Raw genomic sequence first — 15,350 nt, 5'->3', positions numbered from 1 at the left:
CCGGTCCACGCCGGGGCGTGGAGCTCCTGGACGCTGTCGCGGTGGTAGAACCAGGTCCGACCCGTTCGGCCCCCAGCACCTCGGCCAGGATCCGCGCCACGCGCCGCTCGGCCTCGTCGCGCGGGGCCACGTAGGCGGCCCGGTCGGGGGCGGAATCCGGGGCGGGCAGCGCCGTACGGTCCAGCTTGCCGTTGCGGCTCAGCGGCAGCGCGTCCAGCGGGACCACCGCGGAGGGCACCATGTAGTCCGGGAGCCCGGCCGCCACATGGGCGCGCAGCTCCGCGCCGTCCACGCCCCCGTCGCCGCCCTCCGGCACCACATAGGCCACCAGCCGCTTCACCCCGGGGCGGTCCTCCCGGGCCACCACCGCGGCGTCCGCCACCCCGGGATGCGCGGTCAGTACGCTCTCCACCTCGCCCGGCTCGATCCGGAAGCCCCGGACCTTCACCTGCTGGTCGGCGCGGCCGACGAACTCCACCGTGCCGTCCGGGCGCCGCCGCGCCAGGTCGCCGGTGCGGTACATCCGCTCCCCGGCGGGCCCGTACGGATCGGCGAGGAAGGCCGCCGCCGTCGCACCCGGGCGGCCCAGATAGCCGCGGGCCACGCCCTCACCGGCGACGAAGAGTTCACCGACGACACCCGGCGGTACGGTCCGCAGCCGCGCGTCCAGCACGTACACCCGCGTGTTGTCCAGCGGCCCGCCGATCGGCACCACCTCGGGCACCTCGTCCGCCTCGGCCATCGGGAAGGCGGTGGCGAACGTCGTCGTCTCGGTCGGCCCGTAGCCGTCCACGACGGTCAGCCCGGGGCAGGCCGCCAGCACCCGGCGCACGGCCGCAGCGGGCACCACATCGCCACCGGTCCACACCTCGCGCAGCCCAGCGAAGCACTCCGGGTCGTCCTGCGCCAGCAGCCGGAACAGCCCGGCGGTCAGCCACAGGCCCGTCACCCCGTGCCCGGCCACCAGCCGCCGCAGGCCCGCCGCGTCCAGCTCGCCCGGCGGGGCCACCACCACCCGGCCGCCGCGCAGCAGCGGCACCCACACCTCGTAGGTGGCGGCGTCGAACGCCACCGGGGAGTGCAGCGGCACCCGTGCGTGGCCGCCGCTCGCGAACGCCCGGTGGAAGGCGAGCGCCGCCACATCGCGGTGGCGCACCCCCACGGCCTTCGGCACCCCGGTCGACCCGGAGGTGAACATCACGTACGCCAGGTTGTCCCGGTCCACCGGCACGGCGGGCGGCGTCCGCTCGCCGTCGCGCGCGGCGGCCACGTCGTCCGCCGTCAGCACCACCGTCGCGCCCGTCCGCTCCAGCAGCTCCCGCTGCCGTGCGCGCGGTGCGCGGGTGTCCACGGGGACGTACACCCCGCCGGCCCTGACCACCGCGAGCTGCGCCACGACGAGTGCGGCCGACCGGTCCATGAGCAGCGCCACCGGGTCCTCGGCGCGCACCCCCGACTCGGCCAGGACCGCCGCCAGCCGGCCCGACCACGCGTCGAGGTCGCGGTAGCCGAGGGCGGTGTCGCCGTCGGTGACGGCGATGGCGTCCGGGGTCCGCGCGGCCTGCTCGGCGAACAGCTCCGCGAGCGAGTCCGTGGGCAGCGGCCGGGCGGTGTCGTTCCACTCCCGCACCGCCCGGCGCTCCTCGGGCCCGGTCAGCAGCCGCAGATCGTCCAGGGTGCGCCCGGCGCCGTCGGCGATGCCGGTCAGGAGCGTCCCCAGGTGGCGTGCCGCCCGCTCCGCCGTCGCCGCGTCGAACAGGGCGGGATCGTAGGCGATGTCGAACCCGAGCCGGTCGCCGAGATAGGCGCGGCAGACCAGCGGGAAGTTCGTGGCGTCCTCGGCCCGCACCTCCCGGATCGCGATCCCGGCACCGGCCGCCGACTCCTCGTCGAACGGGTAGTTCTCGAAGACCACCATGGAGTCGAACAGCGCCTCGGCGGAGGCCAGTTCGCTCACGGACTGGATGCGTGAGAGGGAGACGGAGTCGAAGCGGCGGGACTCGCTCTGCTGGTCCTGCAGCTCCCGCAGCCAGCCCGCCACATCGCGGCCGCCGTCGGCCACGGCCCGGGTGGGGACCGTGTTGATGAACATGCCGATCATCGTCTCCACCCCCGGCAGCCCGTCCGGGCGGCCCGAGGCGGTGGTGCCGAACACCACGTCCGGCTCGCCGCTGTACCGGGACAGCAGCAGCGCCCAGGCGCCCTGCACCACCGTGTTCACCGTCAGCCCATGGCCGCGGGCCGTCTCGCGCAGCCGCGCGGACACCTCCCCGGTCAGCTCCAGCCGGGTCAGCGCGCCGGAGACGGCGCGGTGCGCCTCCCTCGGCGGCCGGTCGTACGGCAGCGGGGTCCGGGCGGTGAAGCCCGCCAGGACGTCCCGCCAGTGCCGCTCGGCCCGCTCCTGGTCCTGCTCCCGCAGCCAGCGCAGGAAGTCCCGGAACGGGCGGCGCGCGGGCGGGTTCAGGCCGCGGCCCTCGGTGAGCGCCGCGTAGTGCTCGCACACCTCGGCGAAGATCTGCCCGGTGGACCAGCCGTCCAGCATCAGATGGTGCGAGGTCCACACCAGCATGATCTCGTCGTCGGTCAGCCGCGCCACCGCGATCCGGCTCAGCGGGGCCGCCGTCAGCTCCATCCCGGCCGCCCGGTCCTCGGCGAGCAGCCGCTCCAGCGCGGCCTGTCGCCCGTCCGGCGAGAGATCCCGCCAGTCGTGCCGGGCGGTGGGCAGCGCGGCATGGCGACGCACCACCTGGACGGGCTCCTCAAGACCCTCCCAGCGGACTTCGCTGCGCAACACCGGTGTCCGGTCCACGACCCGCTGCCAGGCGGCGGCGAAGGCGTCCGGGTCGGCGATGCCGCCGATGCGCAGCGCGATCTGGTCGAAGTAGGCGCCGCCGGTGTCGACCAGGCCGTGGAAGAGCATGCCCGCCTGCAACGGGGTCAGCGGATAGATGTCCTCCACGTCCCTGCCGTCGCCCGCGATCAGATCCACCTGGCGCTGGTCGAGCCGGGCGAGCGGGAAGTCGGAGGGGCTGCGGCCGCCCGCGCCGGGCTCCGCGCAGTGCGCGACGATCTCCCGCAGCGCGGCCATGACGTCCTCGGCGAGGCGGCGCACGGTCGCCTCGTCGTACATCAGCGCCGGATAGGTCCAGCCCAGCTCCAGCCGGCCGCCCTGGACCGCTCCGGTGACTTCCAGCAGATAGGTACGGGTCTCGCCGTCCGGGGCGTCCCGGCCGGTGGTGGGCAGGGCGGCCCGGTACAGGCCGGTGGCCTCGTCGGCCGCGGCGACATCCCACTGGCCGTGGTAGTTGAACCCGATCTGCGGCGCCGGACCGCCGCGCAGCGCCTCGCCCGCGGTGGGGGAGAGGTGGCGCAGCGCCCCGTGGCTCAGCCCGCGGTGCGGGACGGCGTGCAGCTGCTCCTTGACGGACCGCAGCGTGTCCCGCCAGTCCGCGCCCGGCGCGACGGTCAGCGCGAGCGGGAACTCGGCGGTGAACCAGCCCACCGTACGGGAGAGGTCCAGCTCATCGAACAGGTCCTCGCGGCCGTGCCCCTCCACCCCGATCAGCACGGTGTCGCCACCGGTCCAGCGGGCCAGGCTCCGGCCGAGCGCGCTGAGCAGCACATCGTTGATCTGGGTGCGGTAGACCTCCGGGACGTCCCGCAGCAGCGCCTCGGTCTCGGCGCGGCCGAGGGCGACGGTCACCGTGGCCGCCGTCCGCTGGGTGTTGGCACCGTGGCGGTCGACGGGCAGCGGAGCGGGCGTGGCGCGCGCGGTGCGCGTCCAGTACTCCAGGTCGCCGTCGAGCCCGCCGGAGCGCACGTGCTCCGCCAGCCGGGCCGCCCAGTGTGCGTAGGCGCTGCTCGCCGGGGGCAGAGCGGGCGTGGCTCCGGATACGGCCTGGTCGTACGCGGTCTCCAGATCGCCGAGCAGGACGCGCCAGGACACGCCGTCGACCACCAGATGGTGCACGGTGACGACCAGTTCGGGCGCCCGCCGCGGACCGTAGGTGAACAGCAGGGCCTTCAGCACCGCGCCCTCGGAGATGTCCAGCCCGGTCTGCGCCGCGACCGTGGCCTCTCGTACGGCATCCGCCTGTGCTTCGTCGCCGAGGCCGGACAGATCGTGCCGTTCGATGGCCGGCCCCGGCGCGGCGGGCAGGACCTCCTGCGCCCACTCACCGTCGATGACGAGGAACCGGGTGCGCAGCGCCGCGTGGTGTGCCACGAGGGTGTCCACCGCCCGCCGCAGCGCGGTCTCGTCGAGGTCGTCGGCGAGCCGCAGCCGGTGGGTCATGGTGAAGTGGTGCGGATCGCCGGGCCGCCGCCCGTCCAGGTACCAGTGCTGGATCGGGGTCAGCGGGGCCGGGCCCGTCGGCGGACCGGCCGGAGCCGGGTCCCGCTCCGGGGCGGACCCGATGCTCAAGCCGAGTTCCGCGATGGTCTGGTGGCGGAAGATGTCCTTGGAGGTGATCCGCAGCCCGGCCTGGCGGGCGCGGGAGACGATCTGGATGCTGAGGATCGAATCGCCGCCCAGGGCGAAGAAGTTGTCCTCCACGCCGATCCGCGGGGAGCCGAGCACCTCGGACCACACGCGCGCGAGCACGGTTTCGGTCTCGGTGCGCGGCGCCACGTACGCGGTCTCCGCGTCCGGCTGCGCGGGCGGCGCGGGCAGCGCCCGCCGGTCGACCTTTCCGGCATCCGTACGCGGCATCCGGTCCAGCGGCACGAAGGCCGCCGGGACCATGTAGTCGGGCAGGGTCCGCTTGAGCCGGGTGCGCAGCTCCGCCGCGCCGGGCGCGCCGTCCGCCCCGGTGGCCACGAGGTAGCACACCAGCCGCCGGTGGCCGGTGTCCTCCCGGACCACCACCACGGCGTCCTCGACCGCCGGATGGTCCAGCACGGCGGCCTCGATCTCACCGGGCTCGATGCGGAAGCCACGGATCTTGACCTGTTCGTCGGCCCGGCCGAGGAATTCGAGCACCCCGTCCGCCGTCCAGCGGGCCCGGTCGCCGGTGCGGTACATCCGGGAGCCGGGCGGGCCGTACGGGTCGGGGACGAAGTGGCGCGCGGTCAGCCCCGGCCGGCCGAGATAGCCGCGCACGACCTGGGCACCGGCCAGGTGCAGTTCGCCCGGCACCCCGGGGGGTACAGGGCGCAGCGCCTCGTCCAGGACGTACGCCCGCAGGTTGTGGCCGGGGCGCCCGATGAGCGGACGGTCCCCGAGGTCGGTGAGGCGCCCGTACACGGCGTCGACGGCGCACTCGGTGGGCCCGTAGAAGTTGTACGCCGCCACGCCGGGCAGCGCGCGCAGCTCCCGCCACAGGGCGGCCCCCAGCGCCTCGCCGCCCACCATGACGATCCGGGGCCGGTGGCGGCCGCCGAACAGCCCGGCGGCCATCAGCTCGTGCAGATACGAGGGGGTGAGGTCGAGGAAGTCCAGCGCCCGGGCGCGGATCAGTTCGACCAGGGAGGCGGGGTCGAGCCGTACCGCGTCGTCGATCAGATGCACCTCCTGGCCCGCGGCCAGGAACACGGCGCCCTCCCAGGAGGTGTCGAAGGAGAACGCCGCGGTCAGCGCCGCGCGCAGCGGACGGCCCGCCTCGGCGGCGTGCGGCCCGATGAGCGCGGCCAGGTGGTCGTGGCAGAGGTTGACCAGCTGGCGGTGTTCGACGGCGACCCCCTTGGGGCGGCCGGTGGAACCCGAGGTGTAGTTGATGTACGCCGTGTTCGCGGGGCGCAGCGGGGAGCGCCGGTCCCGGTCGGTGGGGTCGGTGGCGGGCAGCTCGCTCAGCGGCGCGTCGCGCAGCGCCTCGGGGGTGAGGACCACCGCGGGCACCGCGTCCTCCAGCAGGAACGTGACGCGCTCGGCGGGCAGCTCCGGATCGACGTACAGATACGTGCCGCCCGACTTGAGGACGGCGAGCTGGGCCACCATCAGCTCGGCGGTGCGCGGCAGCCGGACCGCCACCACCGTCTCGGGGCCGGCCCCGAGCGCGATCAGATGGTGGGCCAGCCGGTTGGCGCGGGCGTTCAGTTCCGCGAAGTCGTAGGTGGCGTCGGCGGCGACCAGCGCGGTGGCCTGCGGGGTGCGGGCCGCCCGCTCCTCGAAGAGGCGCGGGAAGGTGGTGTCCGCCACCGGCAGCGCGGTGTCGTTCCACTCCTCCAGCACGGTGTGCCGCTCCCGCGCGGTCAGCAGCGGGAGTTCGCCCACCCTGCGGCCGGGGTCGTCCGCCACCGCCTCCAGCAGCAGCCGCAGCTGATGGACCATCCGCCGCACGGTCGCGGCGTCGAACAGATCGGTGTTGTACTCCACGAACCCGGTCAGGGCGCCCCGGTGTTCCACGAAGTCGAAGCCGAGGTCGAAGGCGGCGGTTCGGCTCGGGATGCGCACGGCCTCCACGGCGAGCCCGGGCAGGCTCGGCACCTCGCCGCCCAGGTTGTGCAGCGCCACCATCACCTGGAACAGCGGGGTGCGGCTGGTGTCCCGCTCCGGCTGGAGGGTGTCGACGATCCGCTCGAACGGCACGTCCTGGTGGGCGAAGGCGGTAAGGACGGTGTCGCGCACCTCCTGGAGCAGTTCGCCGAACGGGCGGTCCGCGCGCACCCGGCCGCGCAGCACGAGCGTGTTCACGAACATCCCGACCAGGCGCTCCAGTTCCGGCCGCTCCCGGCCGGAGGTCACGGTGCCCACCGCGATGTCCTCCTGCCCCGAGCAGCGCGCCAGCAGCACCTGGCAGGTGGCGAGCAGGGTCATGAAGAGGGTGCCGTCGCTCCGCCGCCCGGTCTCGCGGAGCCGGTCCACCAGACCCGCGTCGAGGGTGAAGTCCAGCAGCGCACCGTTCTTGGTCTGCACCGCCGGGCGCGGCCGGTCCGTCGGCAGCTCCAGCGGGGCCAGGCCGGCCAGGGTCTTCCGCCAGTGCTCCAGCTGCGGTTCCACCGTGGCGGCCCCGCCGTCCGGATCGCGCTGCCAGGCCGCGTAGTCGGCGTACCCCAGCGGCAGCGGGGGCAGTTCGGGGCTGCGGCCCGCCACCGCCGCGGCGTACAGCTCGCTCAGATCGTCGCTGAGGACGGCGGTGGACCAGCCGTCGGTGACGATGTGGTGCATGGTGAGGGTGAGGACGTGTTCCTCGTCGTCCAGCCGGATCAGGGAGGCGCGCAGCAGCGGACCGGTGCGCAAGGAGAAGGCGGTGGCGCCCTCTCGTACGAGCAGCCGCTCCAGCTCCCGTTCGCGCTCGGTGGCGGGGAAGGCGGTGAGGTCGTGGCGCGGCAGCTCGACCCGGTACGGGTCGTGGATCCGCTGCACACCGTGGCCGTCCACCTCGGCGAACGTGGTGCGCAGCGGCTCGTGCCGGGCCACCAGGCCGTCGAGCGCGGTGCGCAGGGCGGCGGTGTCGAGCCGCCCGCGCAGCCGCAGCGCGAACGGGGTCACGTACTCGGTGTCGCGGTCGTCGAAGCCGTCCAGGAACCACAGGCGCGCTTGCGCGTACGACAGCGGCAGGTCCCCGCCCCGCTCCACGGCCGGGATCGCACCGCGCGGCGCGGCGCCGTCCGGGGTGCTCAAGGCGGCGGCCAGGGCGGCGACGGTGGCGTGGGTGAACAGGGTGCGTGGCGAGACGTCCGTGCCGAAGGCGGTACGCAGCCGGGAGGCCACCCGGATGGCGAGGATCGAATCGCCGCCCAGGGCGAAGAAGTTGTCCCCGGCCCCCGCCTCCTCGACCCCCAGGACCTCGGCCCACACCCGGGCCACCGTGCGTTCCGCCTCGGTGCGCGGGGCGATCCGCTCGCCGCTGGTGGCGAGGCCGTCCGCGCCCGGGGCGGGCAGCGCGGCCCGGTCCAGCTTGCCGTTGACGGTCAGCGGCAGGGTGTCCAGCGGGACGTAGGCGGCCGGAATCATGTGCTCGGGCAGGGAGCGGCCGAGGAATTCCCGCAAGCGTGCGGCGGACGGCGGCTCGGCCGTGGCACCGGCCACGGTGTACGCGACCAGCCGCCGCACCCCGGGCCGGTCCTCCCGCGCGATCACCACGGCGTGCGCCACTGCCGGGTGCGCGGTCAGGGCGGCCTCGATCTCACCGGGCTCGATCCGGAAACCGCGGATCTTCACCTGGTCGTCGGCGCGGCCCAGATACTCCAGCTCGCCGTCCGCGCTCCACCGGGCCCGGTCGCCGGTGCGGTACATCCGGCTGCCCGGCGGGCCGAACGGGTCGGCGACGAAACGGGACGCGGTCAGCCCGGGGCGGCGCAGATAGCCACGGGCCAGCCCCGCGCCCGCCACGTACAGCTCGCCGACCGCGCCCGGCGGCACCGGTTCGAGGGCGTCGTCGAGGACGTAGATCCGCAGGTCGGGGATGCCGGTGCCGATACCGCTGCCGGCGGCGCGGGCCGCGGTGGCGCGGTCCAGGGCGGTGTGGGTGACGTGCACGGTGGTCTCGGTGATCCCGTACATGTTGACCAGCACGGGCGCGGTGTCCGCGTGGCGTGCGTACCAGCCCTCCAGGCGGCGCGGGTCGAGCGCCTCACCGCCGAAGATCACCCGGCGCAGCGAAAGCCGCGCCCCGGGGCTCTCAGCGTTTTCCTCGTCCGCGCGCATCAGCGCGTAGAACGCCGACGGCGTCTGGTTGAGCACCGTCACCCGCTCGTCCTCCAGCAGCCGCAGGAACTCCTGCGGGGAGCGCGAGACCGCGTACGGGACGACCACGAGGCGGCCGCCGTGCAGCAGCGGCCCCCAGATCTCCCAGACGGAGAAGTCGAAGGCGTAACTGTGGAACAGCGTCCACACGTCCGAAGCGTCGAACGAGAACCACTGGCGGGTCTGCGAGAACAGCCGCACCACATTGGCGTGCGGGATGACCACGCCCTTGGGGCTACCGGTCGACCCCGAGGTGTAGATGGCGTAGGCCGGGCTGTCCGGCAGCGGCCGGGCGGCGGCCGGGAGGGTGGCCGGGCGCTGCCGCAGATCGGCGGCCACGGCCGGGTCGTCCAGGCACAGCCGGGGCACGCCGGTGTCCGCCGCGATCCGCTCGTCCAGGCCGGCGGTGGTCAGCAGAGTTACGGGTTCGGCGTCGGCGAGCATATGGGCGATCCGCCCGGCCGGCTGGTCCGGATCGATCGGCAGATACGCCGCCCCGGTCTTCAGCACGGCCACGATCGCCACGATCATGTCGAGCGAGCGGGGCAGGGCGAGTGCCACATACCGCTCCCGCGCCGCGCCCCCGGCGGCGAGCCGATGGGCCAACCGGCCCGCGCTCGCGTCGAGTTCCGCGTACGACAGCGACTCCGCGCCGCAGGTGACGGCGGTGGCGTCCGGGGTGCGGGCGGCCTGCTCCTCGAACAGGTCCACCACGGTCCGCTCCGTCACCTCCTCCGCCGAGCCGTTCCACTCCACCAGGATCCGCCGCCGCTCCTCGGCCGTCGTCCACGGCAGGGCCCGCAGCGGACGGTCGGGGTCGGCCGCGATGCCGGTCAGCACCTGGCACAGCCGGTCGGCGAGGGCCTTAGCGGTCCCGGCGTCGAACAGCTCCGGGTCATAGCCGAGGTCGAAGCCGAGCCGGTCGGAGAGATGCGCCCGCAGGCTCAGCGGGAAGTTCGTGGCATCCGTCGACTGGACGTCCAGGATCCGCAGCCCGGCCTCGCGCGCCGAGGAGTCGTCGAAGGGGTAGTTCTCGAAGGCCACCATGCTGTCGAACAGCGGCGTACCGGCCGGGACCTCGCTCCACGCCGACAGCTGGGACAGCGATACGGATTCGAAGCCCCGCGCCCCGGCCTGCGCCACCTGGAGGTCCCGCAGCCACTCGGCGGTGTTCCGGGCCCCGTCCACCCGTACCCGGGTGGGCAGGGTGTTGATGAACATGCCCACCATGGACTCGACCCCGGCCAGCTCGGCCGGGCGGCCCGAGACGGTGGTGCCGAACACCACGTCCGCCTCGCCGCTGTACCGCGACAGCAGCAGCGCCCAGGCGCCCTGCACGATCGTGTTGACGGTCAGGCCGTGGCGCCGGGCGGCCGCGCGCAGCTCCGCCGAGACACCGGTCCCCAGCGCCACCGCCACCGTCGCCGAGGAACCGGCCCGGTGCGACTCCAGGGGCTTGCGGTCGTACGGCAGCGGAGTCGGCGCGTTGACTCCCGCGAGCAGCGCCCGCCAGTACTCCTCGGCCTCCCGCCCGTCCTGGCGGTCCAGCCAGTGCAGATAGTCGCGGAAGGGCCGCCGGGCGGTCAGCGCCGGGCCCTCTCCCTGGGCGGCCGCGGCGTACCGCTCGCACACCTCGGTGAAGACCTGCGCCAGGCTCCAGCCGTCCAGGATCAGATGGTGCGAGGTCCAGATCAGCTCCACCCGGTCGCCGGGCAGCCGCACGATGGTCAGCCGCATCAGCGGCGGCTCCGTCAGATCCAGGCCGAGCGCAAGGTCCCGCTCCCGCAGCCGGTCCAGCTCGGCCGCGCGCCGCTCCTCCGGCAGCTCCCGCCAGTCCACCTGGGTGATGGGCACGGCGGCCCGGTGGCGTACGAACTGCACGGGCCGCTCGACGTCCTCCCACACCACGCCGCTGCGCAGCACCGGCGTACGGTCGACCGTCCGCTGCCAGGCGAGGGCGAACGCCTCCGGGTCGCTCACCCCGGCCAGCGTCAGGGTGGCCTGGTCCAGATAGACGTCCTTCCCCTCGCCCACCAGGCGGTGGAAGAGCATGCCCTCCTGGAGCGGGGTCAGCGGATAGACGTCCTCGATTCCGCGCCCGTCGCCCACCAGCCGGTCCACGCCCGCCTGGTCCAGCCGGGCGAGCGGGAAGTCCGACGGCGTACGGCCGCCCGCGCCCGGCTCGGCGCAGTGGCCGACGATCTCCCGCAGCGCCGCCAGCATCCCGTCCGCGAGCCGCCGCACCGTGGCCCCGTCGTGGACGCGGTCGGAGTACAGCCAGGTCAGCTCCAGCTCCCCGGCGGCCACCACGCCCGAGACGTCGAGCGGATACGTCGAGGGCTCGTCGGCGGCGAGGTCCTGGCCCAGGGTCTCGCCGGTGAGGGTGAACGCGTCGTCGCCGGCGACGGAGTCCCACTGGCCGTGGTAGTTGAAGCAGATGCCCGGCAGCGTGGCGTCGCGCAGCGCGCGGGCGGGGGAGCCGGGGGCGCTCAAGTGGGCCAGCGCCTCGTAGCTCAGCCCCTTGCGGGGCAGCGCCCGCAGCTGCTCCTTCACCGACTTCAGGACCGGGCCCCAGCCACCGTCGGGCAGGGTGAGCGCCACCGGGTACTGGGTGGTGAACCAGCCGACCGTGCGGGACAGTTCGACGGTGTCGTCGATCTCCTCCCGGCCGTGGCCCTCCATCGCCACCAGCACCCGGTCGGTGTGCGTCCAGTCGGCGAGCACCCGGCCGAGCGCGCTCATCAGGACGTCGTTGATCTGCGTCCGGTACACCCCCGGCACCCGGCGCAGCAGCGCGTCGGTCGTGTCGCGGTCCAGCCGCACCCGGACCGTGCGGGTGGTGCCGGCGGTGGCGCGGCCCGGGCGGTCCACCGGCAGCTCCGCGCCGCCCGCGCGCGCCACGCCCTCCCAGTACGGCAGATCGCCGTCCAGGTCCCCGGCCAGCACATGGCCGCTCAGCCGGTGGGCCCACTGGGTGAACGGGGTCCCGACCGGATCGAGTTCGACGGTGTCCCCGGCCACCGCCTGCCGGTAGGCGGTCTCCAGGTCGCCGAGCAGGATGCGCCAGGAGACGCTGTCCACGGCCAGGTGGTGTGCGGTCAGGAACAGCTTCGGCCGGGCCCCCGCGCCGCGCAGGATCAGGGCGGCGCGCAGCAACGCGCCGGTGGTCAGGTCGAGTTCGGCGCGGGCGGCCCCGGCGGCCGCCTCGGCCGCGGCGTGCAGCGCGTCGCCCTCCAGCCCGGACAGGTCGTGGCGGCGGATCAGCGGACCGGCCACGGGGGCGTCGGCGTGCTGGCGCCACTCGCCGCTCTCGTTCACGAACCGGGTGCGCAGCGCCGGGTGGTGGGCGGCCACCGACTCCAGGGCGGTGTTCAGCGCGGTCTCGTCCACCTCGTACGGCAGGTCCACGACCATCGACATGGTGAAGTGGCGCAGCGGGCCGTGGGTGGCGAAGAACCAGTGCTGGATCGGGGTCAGCGGCGCCGGGCCCGTCGGCTCGGCGGCGGCGGTGCCCTCGTCCGTACCGGGCGCGGTGCGCGGGGTGATGGCGGCGGCCAGGTCGGCGATGGTCTGGTGCAGGAACACGTCCCGGGAGCTGAGCCGCAGCCCGGCCTGGCGCGCCCGGGAGACGGCCTGGATGCTGAGGATGGAGTCGCCGCCGAGCTCGAAGAAGTTGTCCGTCACCCCGACCGTCCCGGCGCCCAGCACCTCGGCCCAGATCCGGGCCAGCTCCTCCTCCACCGGGGTGCGCGGAGCCGTGTGGGCGTGCTCCCGGCGGTCGGCGTCGGGGCGCGGGTCGGGCAGCGCCCGCCGGTCCAGCTTGCCGCTCGTGGTCAGCGGCATGGCGTCCAGGGCGACGAACGCGCCGGGCACCATGTGGCCCGGCAGCGTGCGCTTCAGGGCCGCCCGCAGCTCCTGCGCGGTGGGCGGTTCGGCGGAGGCGGCCGGTACGTAGTAGGCGGCCAGCCGCGCGTGGTCGCGGTCGTCGGTCACGGCGACCACGGCCGCCTCGGCGACGGACGGCAGATCGAGCAACGCGGCCTCGATCTCGCCCGGTTCGATCCGGTGGCCCCGGATCTTCACCTGGTCATCGGCGCGGCCCAGGTAGTCCAGCTCCCCGGCGGCGGTCCAGCGGGCCACATCGCCGGTGCGGTACATCCGGCCGCCCGCGGGCCCGAACGGATCGGCCACGAACCGCTCGGCGGTGAGGCCCGGGCGGTGCGGATAGCCGCGCGCGAGCTGGTCCCCGGCCAGATACAGCTCTCCCGCGACCCCGGCGGGGACCGGCTGGAGCCGGGTGTCGAGCACATAGGCGCGCAGATTGCCCAGCGGCCGCCCCACCACCGGCCGCCCGCCACCGCCGATGCGGGCGGCGAGCGCGTCGATGGTGCATTCGGTCGGGCCGTAGAAGTTGTACGCCGTGGTGCCGGGGGCCTCCGCCAGCTGGCGCCACAGCGACTGGCCGATGGCCTCACCGCCCAGCATCAGCACCCGGGGCCGGTGCCGGGAATCGGTGAGCAGTCCGGCCGGGAGGAGCTGCCGCAGATACGACGGGGTGAGGTCGAGGAAGTCGATCCGGTGCCCGGCGATGTGGTCCACCAGCGCCGCCGGGTCGAGCCGGGTGGTCTCGTCGATGAGGTGCAGCTCATGGCCGTCGGCCAGCAGCAGCAGCCCCTCCAGCGAGGTGTCGAAGGAGAACGACGCGGTCAGCGCGGCGCGCAGCGGACCGCCGCCCGCCTCGGCCACGAAACCGTGGCGGTGGCCCACGAGCAGGTTCACCATGGCCCGGTGCGTCACCGCCACCCCCTTGGGGCGGCCGGTGGAGCCGGAGGTGTAGATGATGTACGCCGCGCCGTCCGGGTGCGGCGTGCCGATCCGGTCGGCGTCGGTGGGGTCGGCCTGGGGCAGCGTGGCCGGGACCGCGCGCACGGTTTCCTCGTCCAGCACCAGCATCGGCCGGGCGTCCTCCAGCAGGAACGCGACGCGCTCCTGCGGCAGTTCGGGGTCGATGGGCAGATAGACGCCGCCCGCCTTGAGGACGGCGAGGATCGCCACGACCATGTCGGCGGTGCGCGGCAGCTTCACCCCGACGATCCGCTCGGGGCCCACGCCCAGCCCGATCAGCCGGTGCGCCAGCCGGTTGGCGGCGGCGTTGAGCGCCGCGAAGTCGTACCTCACCTCCCCGGCGACCAGCGCCGTCGCCGCCGGGGTACGGGCCGCCTGAGCCTCGAACACGGCGGGGAACGTCGTCGGCTCCACGTCCAGCGCGGGACCGTGGCCCCACGCCGACACCTGCCGCCGCTCCTCCCGCGTCAGCAGCGGAAGCTCCCGCACCGGCCGGTCCGGCTCGGCGCTCGCCGCGTCGAGCAGCACCAGCAGATGCCCCGCCATCCGCTCGGCGGTCTGCGCGTCGAACAGCTCGGTGCTGTACTCCAGCAGCCCCCGCAGCTCCCCGCCGTCCTCCACGAACTCCACGCTGAGGTCGAACGTCGAGGACCGCCTGGGCACATCGACGCCCGTCGCCGTCAGACCGGCCGGACGGGGCGCGCCGCTCGGGGCGCTGTGGAGCAGCACCATCACGTCGAACAGCGGGTTCCGCCCGGCGTCCCGGCGCGCCCCCACGGCCTCCACCAGCCGCTCGAACGGCGTCTCGTCGTGCGCGAAGGCGTCGAGGACCGTCGTACCGGCCTCGTCGATCAGCTCGCGGTACGAACGCGCGACGTCGACCCCGGAGCGCAGCACCACGGTGTTCACGAAGAACCCGACGGCGCGCTCCAGTTCGGTGCGGCCACGGCCGGAGGTGACGGTGCCCAGCGCGATGTCGTCCTGCCCCGACCAGCGGGCGAACAGCCCCTGGCACGCGGCGACCAGCACGGTGAACAGGGTGGTGCGCCGCTCCGCCGCCAGCTCCTTCAGCCGCGCCGCGACCGCGCGGTCCACGGTGAACTCGTGCACCGCGCCCGCCGAGGTGCGCGACCTGGGCCGGGGGCGGTCGGTGGGCAGTTCCAGCGGGACGGTGTCCGCGAGCCGCCCCTTCCAGTAGTCGAGCTGCTTGTCCAGGGTGGCCCCGGAAAGCCGCTCGCGCTGCCACACCGCGAAGTCCGGGTACTGCACCGGCACCGGCGGCAGGCCGGCCGGCCCGTCCCCGTACAGCGCGCACAGCTCGTCCTGCAGGATGCCCATGGACCAGCCGTCGGTGACGATGTGATGGGCGGTGAGCAGCAGGACGTGCTCCTCGTCGGCCAGCCGCACCAGCAGCGCCCGCAGCAGGGGCCCGGTGCGCAGGTCGAACGGGCGGGAGTACTCGGCGAGCAGCGTGTCCTCCAGCGCCCCGGGGTCGCCGGTGAGGTCGGCCACCGGCAGCGGCACCGCGGTGGCCTCGCGCACCACCTGCGACGGCTGTCCGTCACCGTCATCGAAGACGGTCCGCAGCGCCTCGTGGCGCTCCACCAGGGCGTCCAGCGCCCGGGAGAGCGCGGCGGTGTCCAGGGCGCCGGTCAGCCGCAGGGCGACCGCGCTGTTGTAGCCCGCCTCGTCCGGCTGCAGGGTGTGCAGGAACCACAGCCGCGTTTGCGCGAACGACAGCGGAAGGGGCCGTGTGCGGTCCGCGCGGGGGATCCCGGTCCCGGGGCGTCCGGCCTTGCCCGCGAGCCGGCGGCGCAGGGCCTCCCGCATCTCCTCGGGCAGGGCGGAGGCGCGGCTGTTCCTCGAAGACGTCATGTTG

General features: G+C 74.7%; 1 protein-coding gene. It reads right to left on the bottom strand.

Translation table 11 applies throughout. The annotated features are described in order from the left end of the window. A partial coding sequence (locus ABZ562_RS31330; RefSeq protein WP_361486007.1) for a non-ribosomal peptide synthase/polyketide synthase occupies positions 1 to 15,346 on the bottom strand: 15,346 nt, incomplete at its 3' end. Between the last annotated feature and the right edge of the window lie 4 nt (positions 15,347 to 15,350).

This window comes from Streptomyces sp. NPDC019937 (assembly GCF_040631655.1).
Taxonomy (GTDB): Bacteria; Actinomycetota; Actinomycetes; order Streptomycetales; family Streptomycetaceae; genus Streptomyces.
The sequence above is the reverse complement of the archived record's forward strand: the minus strand, read 5'-3'. Positions and strand labels throughout refer to the sequence as shown.